Source organism: Psychromonas sp. KJ10-2 (assembly GCF_047323255.1).
Classification (GTDB): Bacteria; Pseudomonadota; Gammaproteobacteria; order Enterobacterales; family Psychromonadaceae; genus Psychromonas.
Genome location: NZ_CP178827.1, coordinates 2,353,768 through 2,379,724 on the forward strand (window position 1 = coordinate 2,353,768; position 25,957 = coordinate 2,379,724).

Annotated in this window: 23 protein-coding genes and 3 pseudogenes; 16 read left to right on the plus strand and 10 right to left on the minus strand. The window is 40.8% G+C overall.

Features of this window, described 5'->3' with window-relative positions; all coding sequences use genetic code 11:
* Positions 1–17: 17 nt before the first annotated feature.
* From secB to ACLKL2_RS11305, 3 genes are read right to left on the minus strand one after another with little or no spacing between them, the layout of a single operon-like run.
* Positions 18–479 carry a protein-export chaperone SecB gene (gene secB, locus ACLKL2_RS11295; protein WP_113819453.1) on the minus strand — a complete coding sequence of 154 codons (462 nt, stop codon included), beginning with the start codon at positions 477–479 and terminating at the stop codon, positions 18–20.
* 40 nt (positions 480–519) lie between these two features.
* Entirely contained in the window at positions 520–768 is a 249-nt protein-coding gene (gene grxC / locus ACLKL2_RS11300; RefSeq protein ID WP_113819454.1) for a glutaredoxin 3, read from the minus strand.
* Positions 769–776: 8 nt separating this feature from the next.
* Positions 777–1,205: a rhodanese-like domain-containing protein gene (locus ACLKL2_RS11305; protein WP_113819455.1), complete on the minus strand. Its 429-nt coding sequence runs from the start codon at positions 1,203–1,205 to the stop codon at positions 777–779.
* 227 nt (positions 1,206–1,432) lie between these two features.
* Here ACLKL2_RS11305 and gpmM point away from each other — a divergent pair, with 227 nt between their 5' ends.
* The 5 genes from gpmM to panM all read left to right on the plus strand — a co-directional run bounded on the left by gpmM (position 1,433) and on the right by panM (position 5,717).
* A complete protein-coding gene (gene gpmM / locus ACLKL2_RS11310; RefSeq protein WP_413691733.1) occupies positions 1,433–2,962 on the plus strand; it encodes a 2,3-bisphosphoglycerate-independent phosphoglycerate mutase in 1,530 nt (509 codons plus the stop codon).
* A 222-nt stretch (positions 2,963–3,184) separates the two neighbouring features.
* Positions 3,185–3,406 carry a hypothetical protein gene (locus tag ACLKL2_RS11315; RefSeq protein WP_413691734.1) on the plus strand — a complete coding sequence of 74 codons (222 nt, stop codon included), beginning with the start codon at positions 3,185–3,187 and terminating at the stop codon, positions 3,404–3,406.
* Positions 3,407–3,453: 47 nt separating this feature from the next.
* Entirely contained in the window at positions 3,454–4,440 is a 987-nt protein-coding gene (locus tag ACLKL2_RS11320; RefSeq protein ID WP_413694306.1) for a murein hydrolase activator EnvC family protein, read from the plus strand.
* 4 nt (positions 4,441–4,444) lie between these two features.
* A complete protein-coding gene (locus tag ACLKL2_RS11325) occupies positions 4,445–5,272 on the plus strand; it encodes a divergent polysaccharide deacetylase family protein (protein WP_413691735.1) in 828 nt (275 codons plus the stop codon).
* A gap of 19 nt (positions 5,273–5,291) precedes the next feature.
* A complete protein-coding gene (gene panM / locus ACLKL2_RS11330; RefSeq protein WP_413691737.1) occupies positions 5,292–5,717 on the plus strand; it encodes an aspartate 1-decarboxylase autocleavage activator PanM in 426 nt (141 codons plus the stop codon).
* A gap of 79 nt (positions 5,718–5,796) precedes the next feature.
* Here the strand turns inward: panM and ACLKL2_RS11335 are convergent, their stop codons facing one another.
* The 5 genes from ACLKL2_RS11335 to ACLKL2_RS11355 all read right to left on the minus strand — a co-directional run bounded on the left by ACLKL2_RS11335 (position 5,797) and on the right by ACLKL2_RS11355 (position 9,146).
* Positions 5,797–6,387, minus strand: a complete 591-nt coding sequence (locus tag ACLKL2_RS11335) for a DUF4136 domain-containing protein (protein ID WP_413691738.1) — start codon at positions 6,385–6,387, stop codon at positions 5,797–5,799.
* Positions 6,384–7,370, minus strand: coding sequence for a tRNA dihydrouridine(20/20a) synthase DusA (gene dusA, locus ACLKL2_RS11340; RefSeq protein WP_413691739.1), 987 nt, complete (start codon positions 7,368–7,370; stop codon positions 6,384–6,386). Before dusA ends, ACLKL2_RS11335 begins: the two co-directional genes overlap by 4 nt.
* A 254-nt stretch (positions 7,371–7,624) precedes the next feature.
* On the minus strand, positions 7,625–7,888 hold the full coding sequence (locus ACLKL2_RS11345) for a hypothetical protein (protein WP_413691741.1): 264 nt from the start codon (positions 7,886–7,888) through the stop codon (positions 7,625–7,627).
* Positions 7,889–7,902: 14 nt separating this feature from the next.
* A complete protein-coding gene (locus tag ACLKL2_RS11350) occupies positions 7,903–8,115 on the minus strand; it encodes a hypothetical protein (protein ID WP_413691742.1) in 213 nt (70 codons plus the stop codon).
* Between the two features lie 149 nt (positions 8,116–8,264).
* On the minus strand, positions 8,265–9,146 hold the full coding sequence (locus ACLKL2_RS11355; protein ID WP_413691743.1) for a LysR family transcriptional regulator: 882 nt from the start codon (positions 9,144–9,146) through the stop codon (positions 8,265–8,267).
* 160 nt (positions 9,147–9,306) lie between these two features.
* Between ACLKL2_RS11355 and ACLKL2_RS11360 the strand changes: the two genes are divergently transcribed.
* The 3 genes from ACLKL2_RS11360 to ACLKL2_RS11370 all read left to right on the plus strand — a co-directional run bounded on the left by ACLKL2_RS11360 (position 9,307) and on the right by ACLKL2_RS11370 (position 11,311).
* Positions 9,307–10,497 (plus strand): MFS transporter, encoded by a 1,191-nt coding sequence (locus ACLKL2_RS11360; RefSeq protein ID WP_028868055.1) that lies wholly within the window; start codon positions 9,307–9,309, stop codon positions 10,495–10,497.
* Between the two features lie 120 nt (positions 10,498–10,617).
* Positions 10,618–11,070: an SDR family NAD(P)-dependent oxidoreductase gene (locus ACLKL2_RS11365; protein ID WP_413691745.1), complete on the plus strand. Its 453-nt coding sequence runs from the start codon at positions 10,618–10,620 to the stop codon at positions 11,068–11,070.
* Positions 11,042–11,311 carry an SDR family oxidoreductase gene (locus ACLKL2_RS11370; RefSeq protein WP_413691747.1) on the plus strand — a complete coding sequence of 90 codons (270 nt, stop codon included), beginning with the start codon at positions 11,042–11,044 and terminating at the stop codon, positions 11,309–11,311. The genes ACLKL2_RS11365 and ACLKL2_RS11370 overlap by 29 nt, the downstream gene beginning before the upstream one ends.
* Positions 11,312–11,929: 618 nt before the next feature.
* Here ACLKL2_RS11370 and ACLKL2_RS11375 read toward each other — a convergent pair.
* Positions 11,930–13,512 (minus strand): annotated as a pseudogene (locus tag ACLKL2_RS11375) (BCCT family transporter).
* A gap of 396 nt (positions 13,513–13,908) precedes the next feature.
* Here ACLKL2_RS11375 and folD point away from each other — a divergent pair.
* Positions 13,909–14,751, plus strand: coding sequence for a bifunctional methylenetetrahydrofolate dehydrogenase/methenyltetrahydrofolate cyclohydrolase FolD (gene folD, locus ACLKL2_RS11380; RefSeq protein WP_113819469.1), 843 nt, complete (start codon positions 13,909–13,911; stop codon positions 14,749–14,751).
* Between the two features lie 71 nt (positions 14,752–14,822).
* On the opposite strand, the gene ACLKL2_RS11385 is transcribed toward folD, so the two are convergent.
* Complete coding sequence (locus tag ACLKL2_RS11385) at positions 14,823–15,857, minus strand: LacI family DNA-binding transcriptional regulator (protein WP_413691749.1); 1,035 nt, start codon at positions 15,855–15,857, stop codon at positions 14,823–14,825.
* Between the two features lie 501 nt (positions 15,858–16,358).
* On the opposite strand from ACLKL2_RS11385, the gene ACLKL2_RS11390 reads away from it, so the two are divergent.
* From ACLKL2_RS11390 to ACLKL2_RS11420, 7 genes and pseudogenes are all read left to right on the plus strand, one after another.
* Entirely contained in the window at positions 16,359–18,788 is a 2,430-nt protein-coding gene (locus ACLKL2_RS11390) for a GcvT family protein (RefSeq protein ID WP_413691751.1), read from the plus strand.
* A gap of 30 nt (positions 18,789–18,818) precedes the next feature.
* The gene (locus ACLKL2_RS11395; RefSeq protein WP_413691752.1) at positions 18,819–19,772 is read left to right on the plus strand and encodes a glycine betaine ABC transporter substrate-binding protein; all 954 of its coding nucleotides are present in this window, start codon (positions 18,819–18,821) and stop codon (positions 19,770–19,772) included.
* A gap of 281 nt (positions 19,773–20,053) precedes the next feature.
* A pseudogene (locus ACLKL2_RS11400) lies at positions 20,054–20,915 on the plus strand (ATP-binding cassette domain-containing protein).
* Position 20,916: 1 nt separating this feature from the next.
* Positions 20,917–22,446, plus strand: coding sequence for an ABC transporter permease (locus ACLKL2_RS11405; RefSeq protein ID WP_413691754.1), 1,530 nt, complete (start codon positions 20,917–20,919; stop codon positions 22,444–22,446).
* 61 nt (positions 22,447–22,507) lie between these two features.
* A complete protein-coding gene (locus tag ACLKL2_RS11410) occupies positions 22,508–23,257 on the plus strand; it encodes an electron transfer flavoprotein subunit beta/FixA family protein (protein WP_413691755.1) in 750 nt (249 codons plus the stop codon).
* A complete protein-coding gene (locus ACLKL2_RS11415) occupies positions 23,257–24,183 on the plus strand; it encodes an electron transfer flavoprotein subunit alpha/FixB family protein (protein WP_413691757.1) in 927 nt (308 codons plus the stop codon). Before ACLKL2_RS11410 ends, ACLKL2_RS11415 begins: the two co-directional genes overlap by 1 nt.
* Before the next feature lie 51 nt (positions 24,184–24,234).
* A pseudogene (locus ACLKL2_RS11420) lies at positions 24,235–25,874 on the plus strand (electron transfer flavoprotein-ubiquinone oxidoreductase).
* Positions 25,875–25,957: the final 83 nt, after the last annotated feature.

Sequence of the window (25,957 nt, forward strand, 5' to 3'; positions counted from 1 at the left end):
TATGTCAGCAGTGTATATTAAGAGTTTAGTTTTTCAGCTTCTGCTTGCTTACTTGCCATTGCTTGTTGAAACAAAGCATCAAAGTTAACCGGCGCTAAGTTTAACTGTGGGAAAGTACCACGCGTTACCATACTTGATACCGCTTCACGCGCATATGGGAATAAGATATTTGGACAAAATGCATTGAGACAATGTGCTAATTGAGCACCTTCAAGGTCAGATACAGAGAAGATACCTGCTTGTTGTACTTCACATAAGAACGCTACATCTTCTTCAACTTTTGCAGTTGCAGTTAATGATAACGTTACTTCGTATACACCCTCTTCTAATTTCTGAGCTTGTGTATCGATATCCATTTTAACTTCTGGAGCCCACTCTTTTTTGAAAATTTCTGGTGAATTTGGGCATTCGAATGAGATGTCTTTTACGTAAACACGTTGGATATTGAATTCTACTTGCTTGTCTTCTTGTTCTGGCATGATCTTCCCTTAATCTTTAATTAAATTATGTTGTTATTGTTTAAGCTAATAGTGCATCTAACTTTTCAGCACGTTCTAATGCGTATAATTCATCACAACCACCGATAGGATCACCATCAATAATGATTTGTGGCACAGTCGTCCCACCAGTGATTTTCGTCATTTCCGGACGTAGTGAACGATCAGACACATCAATCTCTTGATATTCAGCCTGTTTACTATCCAATAATTGCTTTGCACGTTGGCAGTATGGGCAATAAGGAGTTGTGTACATTGTAATAGTAGCCATAATTTCTGTTACCTTTTAGTTGTTGGTAAATTTGCAGCTGTCCAGCCACTCATTCCTGAAAATAGGTTATTTACTTGCTCAAAACCAGCTTTAGCTAGTTTGTCACCGGCACCAGAAGAACGTGTTCCCGTTGCACATACCACTATAATGGGGCTCTGTTTGTGATTTTCAATAGCAGCAAACTTTCCTTCATTAATTTGTGACACGGTAATGTTTTTAGCATTCACAATATGCCCTTTCTTAAACTCGTCCGCATTACGCACATCTACAACGATTGCGTCTTGCTTATTAATTAATAAAGTAGCTTGTTGTGGATTAACATTGTTAATTTTACTTAATTTATTTTTGACTACGCTATGAATTAACATAACGGCAATAACTACCCATGCTGCAGATAACATAGGGTTATTACTAATAAAATCAATATACTCTTGCATAAGTTGTTTCTTCTTCTCTGTGGATAAATTCGCATCTGAGTATACCCTGTGAAAAACAGAATATCAGCCTTGAGATTTAGAATAATAAATGAAAACGACTTTTTTACGGTTATTTTGACTTGCTTTGATCTCACGTCGGGCTTTTTCAGTGACAAGACGCACAAATGTTGTAAAATCAAAGTGGAGATAATTTGGACATTATGCCAGGACATTAAAAGAGGTTTAAAATGACAATGACTAAAAAACCACTAGTTTTATTAATTCTAGATGGCTGGGGAAATCGCCCAGACACACCTGATAACGCAGTATCTAATGCTAAAACACCTGTACTAGACCAACTATGTAAAGACTACGCAAATGGTCTGATTTCTGCTTCAGGTATGGATGTAGGTTTACCAGAAGGTCAAATGGGTAACTCTGAAGTTGGCCATACTAACATCGGTGCAGGTCGTACTGTTTACCAAAACTTAACTAAAGTAACCAAAGCAATCCAAGATGGTGATTTCTTCGAAAATCCAGTATTTGCAGCAGCAGTTGATAAAGCAGTAGCAGCTGACAAAGCAGTACACATCATGGGTCTAGCTTCTGCAGGTGGTGTTCACTCACACGATGAGCATATCCTAGCAGCAATCGAACTAGCCGCTAAACGTGGCGCAACTAAAATTTATGTACACGCATTTTTAGATGGACGTGATACGCCACCACGCAGTGCAGAAGATACACTGACTAAATACGAAGAAAAATACAAAGAGCTAGGTGTAGGCCGTACGGTTTCTTTAGTAGGTCGTTACTTTGCAATGGACCGTGACAATCGTTGGGATCGTGTAGAAGAAGCCTACAACGTATTAACGGCAGCAAAAGGTGCATACACAGCAGATAGCGCACTAGCTGGTCTTGAAGCAGCTTACGCACGTGATGAAAACGATGAGTTCGTAAAAGCGACTGTGATCGGTGAAGCAGCACCAATGAACGAAGGTGATGCAGTATTATTCTTAAACTTCCGTGCTGACCGTGCACGTGAGCTAACTTACACATTCACAGATGAAAACTTCAGTGGTTTTGAGCGCGCAGTTGTGCCAAACATCCACTTTGCAACATTGACTGAATACGCTGCAGATATCAAAGCGCCTGCCGCTTACCCAAGTGAATCACTAACAAATACACTTGGTGAATGGTTAGCGAAAAAAGATAAAACGCAACTGCGTATCTCTGAAACAGAAAAATACGCACACGTGACTTTCTTCTTTAACGGCGGTGTTGAAGATGAGTTTGAAGGTGAAAAACGTTCACTAATCAGCTCTCCTGCTGTAGCAACTTATGATCTACAACCAGAAATGAGCTCAGCTGAACTAACTGAAAAACTAGTTGGTGCAATTAAGAGTAATGAATACGATGTAATCATTTGTAACTACCCGAATGGCGACATGGTAGGTCACACTGGTGTATTTGAAGCAGCAGTTAAAGCATGTGAAGCAGTTGATAGCTGTATTGGTGAAGTAGTCAGCGCACTACAAGAAGTAGGCGGTGAATGTCTAATCACAGCTGACCACGGTAATGCAGAGCAAATGGTTGACCCTGATACAGGCGGCATCCACACTGCTCATACTAACTTACCAGTGCCATTTATCTACATGGGCCGTGAAGCGACTATCGCTGAAGGCGGACGTCTATGTGATATCGCACCAACTATGTTATCGCTAATGGGAATGGAAATTCCTGCAGAGATGACAGGTCAACCAATCATTACTGTTAAGTAATCTTGGTTATTGGATACTCTGCCTTGGGGTAGGGTATCCAGCTCACCTTTCTCAGCATAACGACATTTAATTTCATCTACCCCCTACACATTGATTTAGATTCGCATACAATAAGCGGCCATCTTAAATATTTTTATCTAACTTTATTAACATTTGTAAGTCGTATTCATAATTGATATTTTTAAGAAACTCCCTATTCACCCTATAAGGCCATAAATTACAGTGATGTTTAACTTATCTAACGGCAGAAAACTAAGTTACCTAACTTTCATCGCTCTTTTTATCACTGTCCTATTTAGCCAGACGGTTACCGCCGCTAACTTAAATACCATTCAACGCCAAATTAAAGAAAATAAACAAACTAAAGCGCAGCAAGAAAAGCAACAAAAGCAGTTAGAAAATGAACTAGAAAAAGTGAAAAAGCCGTTGCTGGCATCGCCTTAACCGCAAACCAAACTAAAACAGACATCGAGCAACAGCGCACTGTATTGGTGAACTTACAAAAAGAAACCAAACAGCTCAACGAAGAAAAATCCATTCAACAGTCATTATTACAACAGCAACTAGTCAGTGCTTATATGACAGGTGAAAATGACTTGGTAAAATTGATTTTGAATCAAGAAGATTTAAGTAAAGTCGTCCGTGCTAGAAGCTACTACAAGTACCTAAATGACGCTCGCTTGGAAAGTATTGAATCACTGCATGAAACAGAGCAAAAACTCCTTAAAAACCAAGAGTCTCAAACCAAGACATTAGCCTCATTAGAAACGCTTTACGAGCAACAAAAACAAAGACAAGCGAACTTAACGGCAGAAAAAAGTAAGCGAGACAAAGCCTTACAAGCATTAAGAAAAGACATTAATTATCAAGCTAACAAAATAGCAAAGCTCAATAATTCAGAAAAAGCACTCCGTGCGCGTATTAAAAAAGCCGCTGAAGAACGTAAAAGACAACAAGAAGCGGCAGCTAAATTAGCCGCTGCACAAGCCCTTAAAAATAAGAATATCGCAAAAGCCAAGGCACAAGCAGCAGCCAACGCAAAAGCCAAGGCCGCGGCAAACAAACAACAAAAAACCAACTCAAAATTAGCCAGCTTAAAAGGCAAATTAAAATGGCCAATTGAAGGTAAGGTACTGCATCGCTTTGGTAGCGCACGCAGCAGCCAAGTAAAATGGAAAGGCATTGCAATCGCTACCAATGAGGGTGAAAAAGTACGCGCGGTGGCAACAGGTCGTGTATTATTCGCCGGTTACTTTAAAGGTTACGGCATGGTGATCGCACTTGACCATAGTGATAATTACATTACTTTATACGGCTACAACCAAACGCTTTTATATAAAGCGGGTGACGTCGTTTTAGAGGGCGATGCCATTGCATTAGCAGGCCACAGTGGTGGCCAAGAGAGAAATACTTTGTACTTTGAATTAAGCCATAAAGGCACCGCGGAAGACCCGTTACGTTGGTTATCGAGAAGATGATCACGTGCTAATCCAACTAAAAAAACTGAGTCAGTTATTGTTGTGTATCGGATTAATGACCTGCTCAACAAACTCTTTCGCTAATAACATTGGTAAAATTGCGATCATCATCGATGACATTGGTTATAACCGTCATAATCAAGCCTTCTTGAAACTACCGAGTGCAATCACCTTTGCGATTCTCCCTTTTACCCCTTATTCCACTAAGATTGCCAAGTTAGCACATCAACAAAATCGAGAAGTACTGCTACATATTCCAATGCAAGCGCATAGCCACAATCACCTGTTAGGCAAAGGTGCATTGATGGAGCAGATGACTAAACATGGCTTTCAACACACCTTAATTGATGCATTAAATGATATTCCCTATGCGATTGGGGTGAATAATCACATGGGCAGCAAGCTAACAGAAGAAGCAACGCCGATGCAGTGGACCATGGAATTATTATCACAACAGGGATTATTCTTTGTTGATAGCTTAACTAGTGCTAAAAGTGTTGCTGCTAAAACAGCTATTGCTGCGGGTTTACCCGCATTAAGAAGACACATCTTTTTAGATAACGAGCGCACCGCAGAAGCCATGGATAAACAGTTTGATCAAGCCGTTAAACATAGCTTAACAACACCTTATACCATCTTAATTGGTCACCCTTATCCAGAAACTCTAAGCTACTTATCACAACGTTTAGGTGCACCGAATAGAGACTTTCAACTGGTTAAACTCAGCCAACTGATACCTGAAAAACAGCGTATGATGTTAGACCAGAAAAAAGTACAATATGATCATCAACACTTGCTTTACTCCGAAGTAAGCCCTCTCAAAATACAATAAATATAATAGCGAGCACTGTATGCGATTATCCGTTTTTATTGCTGATACCTTATCAACACAACTTGTCATCGATTTACAAAAAATTTACAGCGACTACCTGCCTGCCACCTCATTAACCACAGAAGCAATCACTGAGCAATTAAATGACTCAGGATCTCGCTTATTTATGACTATGTTTAATGAGCGTCATATTGGTGCAGTTAAAGTACAAATATCAGACACAACGGCCACTCTATCCCAATTACAAATCAGAGACTTAACACGCCGTCGCGGTGTAGGTAAAAACCTATTAAGACAAGTTGAAAAACAACTAAAAACAGAAGGCGTAACACAGGTTGAATACGCGTTAACAGAAGTTGCCGAATCAGCACAACTAGCAACTCAAGCCTTTTTAGTGAACAGTGATTACCAAGTGAATGATGGGATAGCAGTTAAAGCTATTTAATATAATTGGTATAATTTCATATCAAAAACAAAAAACACACCTAGGTGTGTTTTTTTATAGCAAAATTAAGTCGTGTTAATTAACGCCCTGCTTCAGGGAAATCACCTAATAGCATACTTAAAATATACTGCATTTTACTGCCGTTTGTAGTGACTTTATCTCTCTCTAAATCAGAAAAACCCCTCACTGCAGAACGCCAATAGATTTTTGTCATTCTATTATCCATAGCACTTAATATTAATGAGCCTTTTTTATAACGCGGGTCAGCGCCTTTCTCACGAACGGTTCCAGGAATTAAACCAAAACGTTGCTCTACTTGGTTATTAGCAATCACATCATCGGCCGCATATAAAAAACCAATCACCATTTCAGCTTGATCAGGATTGCTAACCAACTTGTAACCTTTGCTGCTCATATACTTAGCAACTTGCTGACGTATATAAGGTGTTAACACCAACATAGTCGCTTCTTCTTTGGCTAAGACAAAGTTGTAATCATCATTCCAACTGTAGGTTGTAAAAGAGGGAAGCACTTTGCTCGGTTTGCCACTACTTACTAAGGTTAGCGGCTCAGGTTCGATAATCGGCTCCTCTTTAACGACAGGTGTACTAGTACACCCCGCTAAAACTAATTGCACCGCTACTAGCAGAAATAATAAATGCTTCTTCATCTCACTTCCTTACTCTTCGTGAACAAATGATGCTGCTTTTGCATCACTTCAATACCAGAACCAGGGATATGCCCATTTTCACTTAAATGACGTCGCCATGCGCGTGCACCCGATAAACCTTGAAATAACCCCAACATATGACGAGCAATACGATTCAAATGTACACCTTGTGCTAACTGCCCTTCAATGTAGGGATACATTTTTTCTAATACCTCAAAACGAGTTAACGGTACTTTATCACAACCAAATAGTTGCTGATCAACCGTACTTAAAATATAAGGGTTAGCATAAACTTCACGCCCTAACATCACACCATCAAGGTGTTGCAGGTGAGTTTGACAGTCTTCTAAGGTTTTAATTCCACCATTGATTGCAATAGTTAGCTCAGGAAAATCACGCTTTAACTGATAAACTCGTTCATAATCTAACGGTGGAATGTCTCGATTTTGTTTTGGACTTAAACCACTTAACCACGCTTTACGCGCATGCACAATAAACGTATCACACCCTTGCGCTTTGACCTTTTCTACAAAATCACATAAAAATTCGTAAGAATCTAAATCATCAATACCAATACGAGTTTTCACTGTCACCGGTAAATCACAAGCATCACGCATCGCTTTAACCGCATCACCAACCAATGCGCCTTCGGCCATTAAACAAGCACCAAAACGACCGTTTTGCACACGATCAGAAGGGCAACCCACGTTTAAATTAATTTCATCAAACCCGCGCTCAGCCCCTGCTTTAGCAGCTTGCGCTAAATCTAAAGGTGCAGATCCACCTAATTGTAATGCCACTGGATGCTCCGCCGCATCTCTTTGTAAGTAATCGCCCTTACCGTAAAGGATCGCACCGGTGGTCACCATTTCAGTGTAAAGCAGTGTATTTTTACTCATTAAACGATGGAAGTAACGGCAATATTGATCAGTCCAATCAAGCATCGGAGCAATAGAGAAACGGTTTGAAGGGAAATTTTGCATAAAACACCAAGATTAAAATGAAAAACGATCAATAAGCCAAATCAGAGTACTAACCCGTCCACATTAAAAATGTGATTGCGACTAACCTTCAACTGGCATTTCAAAAGAAGAATTATAACAGAAAATAATTACTTAAAAATGCCATTTAACAACTGTTTAAAGCTATCAAAAGATGACCAACACAATCATTAATAAGGAAGATGCAAGGAGCAAAATCGCTTCTTGCAATAATAGCTAGACACATAATTAATAAACTAAAGGATTAAAAACACAGTTAAATTCGTGACTACATCAACCCCAACGATCAGGACACGGCGCCCTGCCTTAACCGGTATTTTACTAAAAGCTTGCCAGGCTGTCAGCATAGGGCAAGGTAATGCCCCCGCCAAAGCAGAAGACATGCTTTTTGGTACTTTCATCACTCGCCCAGCATTTAAAACGCTAAAACGAGCAAAACTGCCCTGCTTTTTTAATGACTGATGAAATGCGACTCTCTGGCCAAGTAAAGTCTCACTCACGTCTTCGCCGACTTTTACAACTCTACCAACCCCATCGACTCCTGGCGTGTGCCCGTCTTCCCAGTTAAGCGGATTTGAATGAATTTCCAATCAACTGGATTGATGCCTGCGATTTCATTTTCCAGCAAAATCTCGTTTGCATTGATCTCACAGTGACTGACACTTGATTGCTCAACTGAATGGCGAGAAGTATTATACGACCAAGCCGATATATGCTTGTTTTTCATAGTGATATATACCTACCATAGGTGAATTGACGGTCATATTAGATGACCTTAAAAGCCCCATTGTAGGAGTGCTCTGAGTAAATGACAGTGCATCAATGACAAATAAATTTTGTAATATTTGCAAAAATAAAATGCTTTTATATGGCAGATTACAAAGACAGCCTTGGCTGAATAAAATCAATAAATGCGGATATCCGTTTAGCAACGGAAGAAGACTTATAAAAGACCGCATTAATTTTTTCGCGATCGGTATTAAGCAGTTTTCCTTGCTCTAATAACGGCACCAACCTGCCAGCTGCGATATCTTTATTGACCATAAAACCTGATAAGCAAGCAATTCCATTGCCAGCGAGTGCCAGTTGCCGCACAGTTTCACCATTACTAGCGGTCAATGTTGGCTCAATATAATCACTTCCAGCTAATGGCCAGCGGTTTAATACTTTTGCGCCGGCAAAACCAAGCCGTTCATGACTCGATAAATCACTGACTTGTTTAGGCACGCCTCTTTTGGCTAGATACTCTGGTGATGCCACTATATATAATAAACTTTTCCCTAACGGCCGCGCATGTAACGTAGAATCGTTTAATTTACCGATACGGATCGCCAGATCGGTTCTTTTTTCCAATAGATCTACAAAACCTTCATTGGAAGTGATCTCTAATTCAATATCTGGAAAAGCTTGTTTAAAAGAGTGAATCAGTGGCACCAGCTGATGAAATACAAAAGGACTTGCCGCGTCGATCCGTAACCTGCCCGCGGGCAGCTCTCCGCGAGAGACAAGTTCTTCTTCTGCCTGCTGAATCTGTAACAACCCGACACGTACTGAGTCAACAAATTGCCGTCCTTCATCGGTCAGTTCTATCCGCCTTGTGGTGCGGTTTAAAATAGTGACACCCAGTTGTTTTTCGACTTTGCTCACCGCGCGAGACACTCTAGCGACCTGAATATCTAAGCTGTCAGCAGCAGCAGAAAAACCACCACTGTCGATCACTGTGAGTAAGATTGCTAAATCATCAGAACGTGTCAGCATGCTATTCACCTTTCATTATCAATAACTATATTTGCAATATTAACAAAAGTAATTTGTTAATAACTCGATTTTTAACTACTTAAAAATCAATAATAATGCGCCCATCAAACGAAAACACAAATTGTGTTCCAATATCAAAATACAAAAAGAGGGAAAAAATATGCCTTTAGCATTATTTGCATTGACGCTCAGCGCCTTTGCGATCGGTACAACCGAATTTGTCATTGTGGGGTTAATCCCTACCATGGCACAAGATTTAAATGTTTCATTACCTTCAGCTGGACTGTTGGTCAGCCTTTATGCAATGGGTGTTGCTATCGGTGCACCTGTTTTAACTGCACTGACTGGCAGCTGGAACCGTAAGCATGTATTGCTTTCAGTGATGGCACTGTTTGTCGCAGGCAACTTATTGGCATGGCAAGCCCCTGGATATGAAACCTTGATTACTGCTCGTATCCTAACAGGGTTGGCGCATGGTGTGTTCTTTTCAATAGGCACGACTATTGCGACAGGTTTAGTTTCAAAAGAAAAAGCCGCGAGTGCGATTGCGATCATGTTTACGGGTTTAACAGTCGCATTGGTGACGGGCGTTCCGCTGGGAACCTATATTGGCCAAACATTCGGCTGGCAGTCAACATTTTTAGTCGTAGCACTACTCGGGTTAATTGCACTTATTGGCAGCGCGCTATTAGTACCAAATAACTTAAAGCAGGCAGCAGCAACTAAGATTTCAGCGCAATTGAAAGTACTCTCGGAACCTCGTTTATTATTGGTCTACGCCATTACAGCAATTGGTTACGGTGGATCCTTCATAGCATTTACTTACTTAGCACCGATTCTGGAACAGGTTTCTGGTTTTGATTCCAGCGCTATCGGTCTGATCATGTTGGTTTATGGTGTGTCGGTTGCTATTGGTAATATCTGGGGTGGCAAAATGGCGGATAAATTGGGTCCAATTAAAGCGCTAAGCGTTATTTTTACAGGTCTTGCTGCCGTGCTACTGGTATTTAACTTCACTGCGGTTAACCCTATTGCAGCGGTAGCTACTATTTTAGTTTGGGGCGCATTTGCCTTTGGTAATGTCCCTGGCCTGCAAGTTTACGTTGTAAAACTGGCGGAAAAACATACGCCTAACGCTGTTGATGTTGCATCTGGCCTTAACATTGCCGCATTTAACGTGGGTATTGCGCTAGGTGCTTGGGGAGGCGGTTTAATCGTTGAAGAAGCGGGACTAATGAATACTCCTTGGATTGGTGCGATTGTGGTGTTATTCGCTCTTGTATTAACGCGCTTTAGTGGCTCATTAGACAAGAAAGCACAACACAAGGCATCAGTGACACGAACTGCTTAATGCTTAATGCTTAATGCTTAATGCTTAATAGAGTCTAACCGCATTATCATTAGAAGCGATATTTATAAAAATATCGCTTCTTTTTTCGTGTTTTTTTGATGCTTTAATAGAGAAATAATAATGGCAACTATTTTTATTACCGGTGCAAATCGTGGATTAGGTCTTGAATTCGTAAAGCAATATGCGCAGCAAGGTCACCATGTCATTGCCTGTGCTCGTCACTTCACGCAGGCAACAGAGCTATCTCAGTTAGCGACACTTCATTCCAATATTCAACTTCATGAACTGAATGTGATGGATGAGGATCAGATCTCTGAGTTAACAACAGTATTTAAAAATCAACCCATAGATGTACTTATTCATAACGCTGGCGTGGGTGGATTTGAATGTGAGGCCTTAGGAGATATGGATCAAAAAGGCTGGCTAGAAGTATTAACCGTCAATACCGTTTCCCCGATGCTAATCACTCAAGCGCTATTAGCAAATATTCTAGCGAGTAAAGCGAAAACTATTATTGGCCTTACGTCTATTCTCGCTAGTATTGATGATAATAATCTCTGGTGGTCGCTATAGTTACCGCGCATCCAAAGCTGCGCTTAATCAAATCATCAAATCGCTTGCTGGCGGACTCTCAGATGATGGCGTAAAAGCGGCAGTTATCCACCCTGGTTGGGTAAAGACAGCAATGGGCGGAGCCGATGGTAAAATAACGCCAGCGCAAAGTATTACAGGCATGATGAATGTGATTGAAAACCTGCAAAGCAAACATTCTGGATCTTTCTTTGTCTACGATGGGACACAGTTGCCATGGTAAGTGCAATTGCTAAATGATACAGGCTTGAAGTATTTAGGTTCATAGGGCATACCGACGCTAAAGGCAAAGAAATATTTACGCTGGTTATGGGATAAATAGAGTGTAAATTAAATTGTCTAGACAAAAAAATAGAGCAACGCTCTAAGGCAGGTTGTTTGGTTTTTATTGTGACTCAGATAAGGGTAATGTTAATCGGTTTAATATTTATAAAGAGTCCATCGACCAGATGGCTTTTGAATACCACCAACAACAGGTTCAATCATCAGACTGGGGTAAAACGACTCAAAGTGTCGACAGGTATTATCAAATCAGCAGTAAAAGCTATTCATTATGAGCAAAAATCAGGTTGCACTCATACCAATCATAGTAAGTAACTGATCTATTTTACTTGTTAAAACAACTTATTTTTTCGTTGTAAGTTTCGTATAGGGAACAACCATTTACATCAACTTACGCCTCAAACTAAGCCATTTTTCCGGCGCAAAATTTAGATCAGTTATTTAATACAATTGGTATCACTCGGCAATTCCCATAAAAAAACGCCCTTGTAATCGTTATAAGGGCGTTTCAATAAAAAGTGTATTTGCTACTCTTTAAATGAGTAGCGACACTTGTTATTTAATTACTTTTTTCAACTTCAGTTAACATGCCTTTCATTAAGCTCACACACCCAATCAGCAGAATCACTGTAAATGGGAGTGCTGCAATGATAGTAATCGATTGCAATGCTTGGATAGATTGCGTACCGCCAATCCATAACATCACCATTGCGATCAAACCTGAAATAATGGCCCAAACGATTTTTTGTTTCATCGGTACTTCTAACTTACCACCCGCTGTCATGCTATCGATAACGATAGAACCAGAGTCGAGGGTTGTCACAAAAAACACAACAATCAGCACGACTGCGATAACAGATAGGATGTCACCAATCGGGTAAGCATCTAACATGTAGAATAGGCTTAATGATACGTCAGTAATGCCTTGCTCTGCGCCTAATAAACCTACTTTTTCAATGATTTGGTCAATAGCCACACCACCAAAAACAGCCATCCATAAAGTGGTCACTAACGTAGGGATCACAAGGACACAAACAAGGAATTCACGGATTGTACGACCTTTAGAGATGCGCGCTACGAACATACCAAAGAAAGGAGCATAAGCTACCCACCAGGCCCAGTAGAACACAGTCCAACCATGTAACCATGATGTATCATCACGACCAGATGCTTGACTTAATGGAACGATATTTTTCACATAACCTACCACTGATGTGAATAAAGAATCCAATACCGTAGTGAAGTTTAATACAGCGATTAACCCTAGGAAAACAAACGCAATGACCATGTTGATATTACTTAACAACTTAACACCGCCGTCCATACCACGCGTTACCGATAAAATCGCTAAGCCCATGATCAATACAATAATAAACTGTTGTAGATATAAGCTATTTTCAAAACCAAATACATGACTAATGCCACTCGCAGCTTGTGAGCCCCCTAAACCTAGCGAAGTAGCTAGACCAAACAAAGTCACAAGTACGGTCAATACATCAATCACATCCCCCATTTTCCCCCATACTCTATCGCCTAAGATCGGGTAAAACACAGAACGCATCGATAACGGTAAGCCTTTGTTATACACAAAGTAAGCAAGGCATAACGCTGTCATACCGTAGATTGCCCAGGCATGTAATCCCCAGTGAAACGCCGTCGCGCCTAATGCTAACTCACGCCCTTCAGGTGTAAAAGGTGCTGCATTTAACGGTGTGCCGTACCAATCCGTGTAGAACGCTGTTGGTTCTGCTACCCCCAAAAGATTAAGCCAATGCCCATACCAGCAGCAAATAACATGGCAATCCAAGAAGTGGTTGAATAGTCGGTTGTTGCTTTATCACCACCTAAGCGAATTTTACCTAAGGGAGAAAATGCAATCCCGATAGCTAGCAACAGTAAAATATTCGCGCCCCACATAAATAGGTAGTCGAAATTAGATAAAACAGCGCCTTTAATTGAATCAATGGCTGCCTTTGCATCTGCTGGCTCAAGCATTAATAACGTGACGATAAAAAGAATTGATAACGCGACTGAAGCGGTGAAAACGGTGTTGTGGACATCAAAGCCCCACTTATTGATATTATCTTGGCCTACTTGGTAATCAGTAGAATCGATACTGTATTTTTTAGATTTAAATTTCATAACTTCTGATATTTAACTACTCATATTAGTGAATAGAAACACCAGCTCCGTATTAAATTAATATTTAATTAGTTATTCCGTACCATAAATACATGGTAACAAATGACTCTCGTTTTTTTATTTTTAGACTTTTATGCTTAATAATAAGCGCGACATTCTAGCATAAAAACACTTTTACCCCCTATTATCACAACCTACTGATTTAATAGAAAATAAGCTATTGACACTAGTGCAAACCCCGCCATTCTCGGTTTTACCCTGACTAAATACCACCGCTAAAACTCCCTTGATTGTTACATATAGGTAAAAATGAATTGCAAATGTATAGCATTATCTTTTTTTAAAAAAACATATACTGATTTTAATTGATTATAAAACCAACAATAAGGGATAAATATGACAGCAAAGTATATTGATGGAAAACTTATTTCCAAAACCGTTCGTTCCGAAGTCGCAGCACTGGTCAAAACACGTGCTGAAAATGGTTTATCGATTCCTGGCTTAGCTGTTGTGTTAGTTGGACAAGACCCAGCCTCTCAAGTTTATGTGAACAGTAAACGTAAAGCTTGTGAGGAAGTTGGCTTTACCTCTAAATCATTTGATCTACCAGAAACCACCAATGAAGCAGATCTGTTATCGCTAGTTGATACGCTCAATGACGATCCACAGATCAATGGTATTTTAGTACAACTGCCTTTACCAGAAGGCATCGACACCACTAAAATAATTGAACGCATTAAACCGGAAAAAGATGTTGATGGTTTTCACCCTTACAATGTAGGTCGCCTTTGTCAGCGTATTCCAACACTACGGTCTTGCACACCTAAAGGAATCATGACCTTATTTGAACGTTATAATATTCCACTCAAAGGTAAGCACGCAGTGATTGTAGGTGCTTCTAATATCGTAGGCCGCCCAATGAACATGGAGCTATTACTTGCGGGTTGTACCACCACAGTTTGCCATCGTTTCACACAAAACTTACAAGGTTTTGTAGAACAAGCTGATATTTTAGTGGTGGCCGTTGGCAAACCGGGCTTTATTCCAGGAGATTGGATAAAACCGGGTGCAGTCGTGATCGATGTAGGTATTAACCGCCTACCGACTGGTAAACTCGTCGGCGATGTGGAATTTGATATTGCAGCACAGAAAGCAAGTTTTATCACGCCAGTACCTGGCGGAGTTGGCCCAATGACAGTAGCCACCTTAATTGAGAACACACTACTAGCTTGCCAATAGCACCTTTGCTCTTCACACCATCGAGCTCACGATTCTACTCGATGGTTTTACTGCCTATCACAGCAATACCATTAAGATTTGGGTGGCGGAGCACAAGATTCTCTCACCACCAGCTCAGTGGCTAAAGGTTGTGGTAATGGAATGTCTTCTCCATTCAACCTCGAGACTAAATACTTAGCGGCAAGCATACCCATCTGTTCCTGTGGCGTTCTGATCGTGGTTAATCTAGGCGTAATATTAGAAGCTAAAGCCATATCATCAAAACCAACAATCGAGACTTCTTCTGGTATTTTAATGCCCATATTTTTAGCTTCAAAAATAACTCCATAAGCGAATGGTTCAGAGCCACAAATAATGGCTGTCGGTTTATTTGCTCGCGACATCAATAAACGGAATGCTTCACGCCCTTCTTCGATACCAAATTTAGATTGTAATAAGTTATCGTCAGATAAACTCAAATCTTGCTTTTCTAGCGCGGCTCTCACCCCTATCAAACGGTTTAATGCACGATCATTATTTTCAGTGAAGCCGGAGATCATCGCGAATTTAGTGTGCCCAAGATGTAATAGATAACGTGTAATGTCTCCAGCGGCGGCTTGATTATCGAAACCAATACACGGATGTTCAAAATTATCATCCACAGCCCATGTTAATACATAGGGAATAGACTTAGCTTGGAGTAACTCATAAATGTGTTTATCGCGAGATTGACCAACCAATATTAACGCATCCATCCCATGTGAGACCATTTGCGTAATATGTTCATACTCTTTTTCGATGTTGTAGTTATTGGACGCCAGCATCATATTATACCCTGCCGTCGAAATTTGATTTTGAAACACTTCAATGGTTCGCCCAAATAAACTACTATCCAAAGAGGGGATGACAGCTCCTATCATCCTCGAACGCTTTGAAGCTAATGTGCGAGCGGCGGCATGTGGAACATAATTTAACTGTTTGATCGCCGCATCTATTTTCTGCTTTGTTCTGTCACTCACAACAGCGGGATCATTTAAATACCGTGAGACGGTAACTGACGCAACACCCGCCGCAATGGCAACGTCTTTCATGGTCGGATCAGCCGACAAATTGTTATGCGCTTTCATACTATCCTCAATGATTTAATATGACTCATTAACAATGAGTGATTACGTTTACCCTCATAAGCCACAACTTAACTCTTCCTGAACTAATACTCTGTTGTGCTTCAACAGCATAAATAGATTATAACACAAAAATAATAACCTCCATTTTAATCATATCCCCTTATGGAACGGTTCATATAGAGATGAAAAAGAGTTAGCACCATAATTGATCGTGGTCAATTATGGCGCGTTTTTGATTGAAACATCACCAAAATTGTGCGCGAAGAAATATTTTTATTAATTAGGATTTTATTTTTTAATCAGGTTTATCAGCTTAACGTCATATAAATCAGGCATTAAAAACATTTTTTTAATGATTTTAAAAAGTCGGCACCAAGCTTGCAAAACACTAAAAATGGAAGCGCATTCATTTTGATTTTAATTAAGCTGAATCATCATATTTGCCATGAACCTTACAAACATAATTAAGAAAATTGATACCCATACTTTAGGAGAGTGTTTATGAAATCGCATTACAAAGTTATCGTTATTGGTGGTGGTATTGGGGGATGTAGTACGCTTTACCATCTAACCCAGGAAGGATGTACTGACGTAGCCTTAATCGAACGTAATGAATTAACTTCTGGGACCACGTGGCATTCAGCGGCACAAGTAACAAACTTTGGTGCAACACAAACGATGGTTGGTTTAAAAAGCCACAGTATTCAGCTTTATAAGAAATTAGCAGCAGACCCAGAGAATCCAATTAACTATCACCACGCCTCAGGTGGTATTCGCCTTGCTTCAACACAAGAGCACCTTGATGGTTATAATCACTTCATTTCATTAGCGAAAGGAATGGGGGTTAACTTTGAACTATTAGACCCTGCTGAATGTGCTAAACGTCACCCGTTAATTGAAACACATGAATTAGTTGGTGGGCTTTGGGATCCGCTAGATGGCGATATCGACCCGGCACAATTAACACAAGCATTAGCGCGTGAAGCACGTAAGGCAGGTGCTGAAATTTTCCGTCATAATCCAGTAGAAGATATTCACCAAAAAGAAGATGGTACTTGGGTACTGCAGACTAAAAATGGTGAAGTGAGCTGTGACAAATTAGTTAATGCCGGTGGTTACCGTGTTAATGAGCTAGGCAAAATGCTGGGTATTGAATATCCGGTTATCTCAATGGAACACATGTACTTCTTAACGGAAACTATTCCAGAAATTGAAGCGTTCGGTAAGCGTGTCCCACTATTACGTGATCCACTTGATGACTTCTACAGCCGCCAAGAAAAAAATGGTTTATTAGTCGGTATATATGAACAACGTTGTAAAACATGGGGTATGGATGGTATTGATCCTAACTTCGTGAATGCACTTTGTCCTGATGACCTTGACCGTTGTTTAGATAACATGGAGCGTGTATTTGAACGTATGCCATGCTTAGCAGAAACCGGTATTCACAGTATTGTAAACGGCCCGATCACTTACTCTGCAGATGGTAACCCGCTCGTTGGTAAAACCCCTGGTTTTGACAACTTATACTCAATCATCGGCTTACGTGCTGGTTTGGGTGAAGGTGGTGGTCACGGTAAGATCCTTGCTGAAATTATCGTACACGGTGAATCAGAATGGGACACATGGTGTATTGACCTGGCTCGATTTACATCGCATGCCAACACAGAGTTTACAGCATTAAAATCCATTGAAGATTACCAAAACGAATTCCGCTTCCACATGCCGCATGAAGCACGCCCTGCTGGCCGTTTAGCTAAAACAACGCCTATTTACACTACGTTAAAAATGCAACATGCAGAATTTGGTGTGGTCAATGGTTGGGAACGTGCAATGTTCTTCAAACCTGATGCTGATTACAAGTTTGAACATAGCTTCCGCTTCACTGACACTGACAAGAAAATCGTTGCTGCAGAAGTAAAAGGCGTAACTGAAAACGTCGGTATTATGGAAGTCAATGGCTTTAACCGTTTTGAAATTAAAGGGCCAAAAGCAGCAGAATGGCTAGACAGCTTAATGTGTTCAAATATTCCAAAGACAGTGGGCCGTATTGGTCTTTGTTACTTCCTAACTGAAAAAGGTAACGTATTAGGCGAAGCGACTATCGCTAAACTATCTGAAGATACATTCTGGTATGGCTCTGCTGCCGCAGCTGAATATAAAGATATGGATTGGTTACGTTCACACCTACCTAAAGAAGGTGTTGAAATTACTTCTCTAACAAATACTCACACAATTTTATCTGTAACCGGTCCTAAATCACGCGATTTAATCGCGAGCCTATCACCTCGTACAGATTGGTCTAACGAAGCTTTCCCATGGTTAACCACTAAACCGGTATACATCGGTCATGCACAAGCACAAGCATTACGCGTGAGCTTCAGTGGTGAATTAGGTTGGGAGCTACATGTTCCAAATGAACAATTATTACTCGCACATACGCTATTAACTGAAGCAGGTGTTGATTACGGTCTTATCCCATTCGGTTCAATGGCACTAGAGTCGATGCGTCTTGAGAAAGGCTACCGCCATTGGAAAGCAGACCTTATCACTGAGTTTGACCCCTTTGAAAGTGCATTAGATCGCTTCACTAAGATTGATAAAGAAGCTGACTTCCCAGGTAAAGCGGCATTGCTTGCTAAGCAAGGTCAACCAATGCGCAGAAAATTTGTCACCATCACTGTCGATTGTGATATTGCAGCAGCACATCCTGGCGACTCTATTTGTGTCGATGGAAAAGTAGTCGGCACGGTGACCTCTGCAGCTTATGGATACCGTGTAGAGAAGAACATTGTACTTGGCTTTATTGACCCAGAATACTCGGTCGAAGGAAGTAAAGTAGATGTAGAAATCATAGGGACAGCTTACCCAGCGATTGTTGTGAGTGATTGTCTTTACGATTCGAAGAACGAGAAAGTGAGAAGTAAGTAAATAAATAAAACTATAACCATGGAGAGTAATATGAAAAGGGTAACAAAATTATGCTTAGCAATATCACTAGGTTTAACAGGCGTTTCAGCACAAGCAGCTGACCTTGTTTTAGGGGTGCCAAGTTGGCCATCAGCAGGAGTTACTTCGAATGTGATTAAAATCGTACTAGAAGAGAACTTAGGCTTAGATGTGGGCATGCAAAGCGGCACTAACCCAATTATTTGGGAAGCGATGGACCGAGGTTCAATGCAACTGCATCCTGAAGTTTGGTTACCCAATCAACAAAATCTCTACCAGAAGTATGTGGTTGAAAATGGCACGGTTGTGAAAAACCAACATAGTGTAGAAGCAAAACAAGGGCTGTGTATTACTAAGGAGATGTCAGATAAATACGATATTAAATCGATTTACGACCTGACCGATCCTGATAAATCAGCCCTATTAGATAGCGATGGTGATGGTGAAGGTGAAATTTGGGCTGGTGAACCTGGCGCTGCTTCAACGACTGTCGAAATCATCCGCGCTAAAAGCTATGGCTATGACCAAACCATGAAGTTAGTACAAGTGGATATTCCAGTTAACTTTGCTTCTCTGGATGCTGCAGTACAAGCTAAGAAACCTTATGTTTTCTCTTGTTACACACCACATTATATCTTTGCTTTGTATGACATCGTGTTCTTAACAGAACCAAAACATAACGATGCAACATGGAAAACAGTCCAACCAACAGACGATCCGGATTGGTTAGCAAAATCTAATGCAGATTCAGGTTGGCCTGTTACTTATGTGCAAATGCACTATGCAAAATCATTGGAAAAAGATCAGCCAGAAGCAGCTGAGATCCTGAAAAACTTCGCAATCACCTCAGACATTATGAGCGAGTGGAGTTATTCAGTGGTGGTTGATAAGAAATCACCAGCCGATGTTGCAGCGGAATGGGTTAAGAATAATCAAGATATAGTCAACGCTTGGTTAGGTCTATAACACCGAGTTAAACAGTGAGCAGCCCTTCTTTGGACTAATGAAGGGCATGCCCAAATGTTTCATATTTCTAAAAACCTTAACAACAGGTATGGCTTAGTATGACGACAGATGTAATTCAATTAGAAAATGTATGGAAAATATTTGGCGATAGAGCCGAAGAAGCAATGCAAGCAGTTAAAAGCGAAGGCTTAGATAAGGCTACTGTACTCGAACGTTTTGGTTGTGTAGTTGGTATTGCAGATGTTTCATTCAAAGTAGCACGAAGTGAAATATTTTGTATTATGGGCCTTTCGGGTAGCGGTAAGTCTACGCTTATTCGCCACCTTAACCGCTTAATTGAGCCTTCAGCAGGCTTGGTTAAAGTACTCGACCAAGATATGTCTGCATTAACTCCTAATGCGCTTCGAGAAACGCGTGCCAAAGATATCGGCATGGTGTTTCAACACATGGCATTATTACCACATCGTACCGTTGCTGATAATGTCGCTTTCCCATTGGAAGTACAAGGTTTACCTAAAGCAGAACGTTGGGAAACATCAATGCATGCTTTATCACTGGTTAATTTAACCGGTTATGAGTATCGACTGCCCCATCAACTATCAGGGGATGCAACAACGTGTTGGCTTAGCCAGAGCACTAGCCAGCGACCCTGAAGTATTATTAATGGATGAACCTTTTAGTGCACTCGATCCGTTAATCCGCCATGAACTACAAAACCAATTCGTACAACTAACTAAAAACCTACAAAAAACCACCGTATTCATTACCCATGACTTAGACGAAGCTATTCGTATTGGTGACCGTATTGCTATTATGAAAGATGGGTGTTTGATCCAAATAGGCACACCGGAAGAGATTGTGATGCAACCTGCTGACGATTATGTCGCAGACTTTGTAAAAGGTATTTCTAACCTCAAGTTAATCAATGCCCACTCAATTATGTTAGCCATTAACGATACGACATTACCTATTTCCATTGATAAAACAGCCGCACTGCGTGCAGATGAAAATACTAGCCTAGAAGCATTAATCGACCTCTCTGTCACCACTACATTGCCTATCATAGTTACTAATGATGCGGGCCAAGATATAGGTGTGATCAGTAAAGATACCCTGCTTAAAGGCATTAAGGGAGAAGAATAAGATGAATACTCAACAAACAGCTTCGCTTAACCAAGTCGATTATACGCAACCCATTCAACACTTTACTCAACGTCAAAGTCGTTATTATCAAGGGCATTTTACTAAGATCCAAACGGACACTCGTTTGCATATCTCTTTTAACTTTTTTGCCGCTTTATTTGGCCCGCTATGGGCTGCTTCACGCAGTGTGTGGGGATTCTTTTGGGTGAGTGCTATTGCTATTTTAATCTCATCCATTTTACTTGGGCAAGGCATCTGGGGTGAAGCAGGAGGCGGTAAACTTGCTCAAGCAGACCGTTTGTTTGCTAAATCTCAAGAGATGGCCACTAAAGGGCAAGCCGCACTAAACAATGGAGAAGCCAACGCTAAGGCTTTCTTTCGTAACTCCGATAATCTAAGAAGAGCTGCAGAAAAAGCAGTGCTCGCTGCCGAAGAGAATGCTAAAGGCGCTAGTCAAAACGCTATTTATGGGGGCTTACTATTATTTATTATCTTCCTTATTCAAGGTTTTACCGCCAATGCTGTTTACGAGAAACAATATTGTCGCTGGCGACAAGACCCAGAGGTCGGCAGCGGTTTCCATATTAAAGCACTGATCTGTGGCATCGCTATTCTGGCCTTTATTTATCCATTAACGCTATACCGTTTTATTTCCGCAGAACAAATCTGCTGGTTAGTGGAGTTTCCTTCGGATAAAACTATTTTTAACACCACTGCCAATTGGCTTAATTCAATGTTCGACTTCCTGGCGCTTAATGGTGCGAACTTCTTTGATGCTATCACACAAGTAATTAACCTTTTCCTAGATGCAATTGAAACATTATTAGTAGGTACACCTTGGCCTGTGATCATGATGTTAATCGTGTTTACATCATGGCGCATCTCAGGCTACAAAGCCGCTTTTTATACTGCAATTGCCCTTTCTTACCTGGCGTTTTTTGGTTACTGGGAAAAGAGTATGGCGACCATCTCTTTATTAGGCGCTGCTGCGGTAATTTGTGTTGTTGTGGGTGTACCGCTGGGAGTGTTATGTGCCAAAAACAAAACTATCGATTCAATTACTAAACCTGCGCTGGATTTCATGCAAACCATGCCCGCTTTTGTTTACTTAATTCCAATCATTGCATTCTTCGGCACAGGCAAACCACCAGGTGTGTTAGCGACCATTATTTTCGGTATGCCGCCGGTAGTACGCTTAACAACATTAGGCATTCAACAAGTGCCCGCATCGATTGTAGAAGGTGCCCTAGCCTTTGGTTGTTCACGTAAAAAATTATTACTGGATGTGGAATTACCATTAGCAAAAGAGAGCATTTTGGCCGGTATTAACCAAACTATTTTAATGTGTTTATCAATGGTGGTTATCGCGTCATTGATCGGTGCAGAAGGCTTAGGAACCGACGTACTGCAAGCACTGCAGTTTGCAGCAAAAGGACAAGGTTTATTAGCAGGTTTAGCGATTCTATTTTGCGCGATTATGATTGACCGCATCATTCAAGGCTTATTTAAACCCAAAGAAAAAACAGAATAACCAGTCACCAAGATGACTACATTTTAATTAGCATTTATGCACAACAGATAGAAGGTAAGTTATGAAAATATTAATTATGGTAAAACGAGTAACCGATCCAAATGTGACGATTAGACCTAACACGGACAGTAGTAATGTTGACCTGACTAATGTCAAAATGGCAATGAACCCTTTCTGTGAAATTGCCACCGAAGAGGCTGTTCGTTTAAAAGAAGCAGGTATCGCTTCTGAAATTATCGTTCTGTCTATCGGTGATAAACAATCTCAAGATCAAATCAGAACGTCACTTGCAATGGGCGCTGACCGAGGTATTTTGATTGAAACAGACGCCACGTTAGAGCCACTTAATATCGCGAAGCTAGCCGCTAAAGTGATTGAAGAAGAAGAGATTGATCTCGTCTTACTGGGTAAACAGTCTAGTGACAAAGATAACAACCAAACAGGACAAATGTTAGCGGCCATCAAAGATTGGGGGCAAGCAACATTTGCCTCTAAATTAGATATTAATAATGAAAAAGCGATAGTAACACGTGAAGTTGATACTGGCTTGCAAACCATTGAACTGACTTTACCGGCAGTCGTTACCTGTGACTTACGTTTAAACACTCCTCGTTTTGCTTCTTTACCTAATATTATGAAAGCAAAACGTAAACCGTTAGTGGTTAAGCCAATCGAAGAATTTGGTCTCGATTTAACACCTCGCTTTAAAATGTTAAATGTCGAGTCGCCACAAGTACGTGAAGCGGGTGATATTTTAGGCTCTGTTGATGAGCTACTTGAAAAACTAAAAACAACTGAAGGAGTACTGTAATGACTATTTTAATTATCGCAGAGCACGATAACAGCAGCCTAAAAGAGATCACTCTGAATACAATTACAGCAGCAACAGAAATTGGCGGCGATATCGATCTATTAATCGCAGGTGAAACATGTACTGCAGCAGCAGAGGCTGCAGCGAAAATCAGTGGCATCACACGTGTTTTAGTCGCTGATAAGCCTTGCTATAACGGCCAACTAGCCGAAAATGTAGCAGCACTCATTATGTCGATAGCCAGTAACTATACCCATATACTTGCTCCATCAACAGCTAATGGCAAAAACGTATTGCCACGCGTCGCAGCAAAACTCGATGTGTCCCTTTTATCGGATGTTATTTCTGTCGAAAGTCCAGATACGTTCAAACGTTCTATTTATGCAGGTAATATTATTGCTACTTTACAATCGCTTGACCCAATTAAACTACTCACGATTCGCGGTACATCTTTTTCTCCTTCAGAACAAAATGGAAGCGCAACCATAGAGGCAGTAGATGGCGCCTTTAATGAAGCATTATCTCAATTTATTAATAACGATACAGTCGTCAATGAACGCCCTGAGTTAACCTCTGCAAAAATCGTTATTTCGGGTGGTCGTGGAATGCAAAATGGGGAGAACTTCTCCATGCTAGAAAAAGTGGCGGATAAGATTGGAGCGGCGGTAGGTGCGACACGTGCGGCAGTAGATGCAGGCTTTGTACCTAATGATATGCAAGTGGGTCAAACCGGTAAAATTGTTGCCCCTGACTTATATATCGCAGTTGGTGTGTCTGGTGCCATCCAACATTTAGCGGGGATGAAAGAATCAAAAGTGATTGTTGCTATCAATAAAGATCCTGAAGCTCCTATTTTCCAAGTCGCTGATTATGGAATTGTTTCGGATCTATTCGACACACTACCTGAACTAGAAAATGCACTATAAGCGTTAACTATATTTACTCATTAATAAAGGAGACCAGCAATGCGTGAATCAATGGAATTTGATGTCGTTATCGTTGGTGCAGGACCGGCAGGTCTCTCTACGGCCTGTCGATTAATGCAACAATCACAGAAAGAAGAGCGAGAGCTGAGCGTTTGTGTCATAGAGAAAGGCTCAGAGGTAGGTGCTCATATTTTTTCTGGAGCAGTCTTTGAAACACGCGCATTAGACGAACTCTTTCCAGATTGGAAAGAGCGTGGCGCACCACTCAATACGCCAGTGACTAGCGATGAAATTTACCTATTAAAGAATGCAGAAAAGGCACAAAAATTACCTAATAGCTTAGTCCCTAAAACCATGCACAATGAAGGTAACTACATCATCAGTGTAGGTAACCTATGTCGCTGGTTAGCAGAACAAGCAGAAGAATTGGGCGTGGAAATTTTCCTGGCTTTCCCGCAGCAGATATTTTGTATGGCGATGATGGCGAAGTGAAAGGCGTGATCACTGGTGATATGGGAATCGATGCAAAAGGAGAGGAAAAAGCGGACTACATGCCAGGCATGGAGTTACATGGTAAATACACCATTTTCTCTGAAGGGTGCCGTGGCCACTTAGGCAAACAATTAATTAAGCAATATAACCTTGATAGTGAATCAGATACCCAACATTACGGTATTGGACTTAAAGAGTTATGGGAAATCGATCCAAGTAAACATAAGCCAGGCTTAGTGGTACATGGCGCTGGCTGGCCGTTAACGAAAGAAACAAGCGGTGGGTCGTTCCTTTATCACGCTGAAAACAATCAAGTGATGGTAGGTATTGTCATTGATTTGAGTTATTCAAACCCTTACATCAGTCCATTTGATGAACTGCAACGTATGAAGCACCACCCTATTTTTAAAGACACATTAGAAGGCGGTACGCGTATTTCCTACGGTGCACGTGCGATTGCTAAGGGTGGCTTGAACTCCTTACCTAAGATGCACTTTCCGGGAGGGTTGTTAATTGGCTGTGATGCAGGGACATTAAACTTTGCCAAGATAAAAGGCACACATACGGCAATGAAAAGCGGCATATTAGCAGCAGAAAGTATTTTTGCAGCCCTGTCTAGTGAAACGCCTGTGAGCAATGAATTAAGTTCATTTACAGATGCCTTCAAAGCTTCTTGGTTGCATGAAGAGTTACATCAAACACGTAACTTTGGCCCCGCTATGCATAAGTTTGGTACTTACATGGGTGGTGCTTTCAACTACTTAGATCAAAACTGGTTCAAGGGAAAACTGCCTTTTACCCTGCATGATACTAAGCCAGACCATGAACAGCTGAAACCAGCTGCACAGTGTGCTGATATTACTTACCCTAAACCTGATAATAAAATCAGCTTTGATAAGCTTTCTTCTGTGTTTATTTCTAATACAAACCACGAAGAAGATCAGCCTTGTCACCTTAAATTACAAAGCCAAACTATCCCTATAGAAAAAAATCTCGCTTTATTTGCAGGTCCAGAAGCACGCTTTTGCCCTGCAGGGGTGTATGAATTTGTTGAAGAACCAGAAAGCAAAGCACAACAACTGCAGATTAATGCGCAGAACTGTTTGCATTGTAAAACATGTGATATCAAAGACCCAACTCAAAATATTACTTGGCAAGTACCAGAGGGGTTAGGAGGGCCTAACTACCCGAATATGTAATGAAATTTAAGCGATGGTGAATACATTTTCAAGCATGTTTCACCTTCATCAACTAACAGTGTAATGCTTCTATTTGAAGCTAA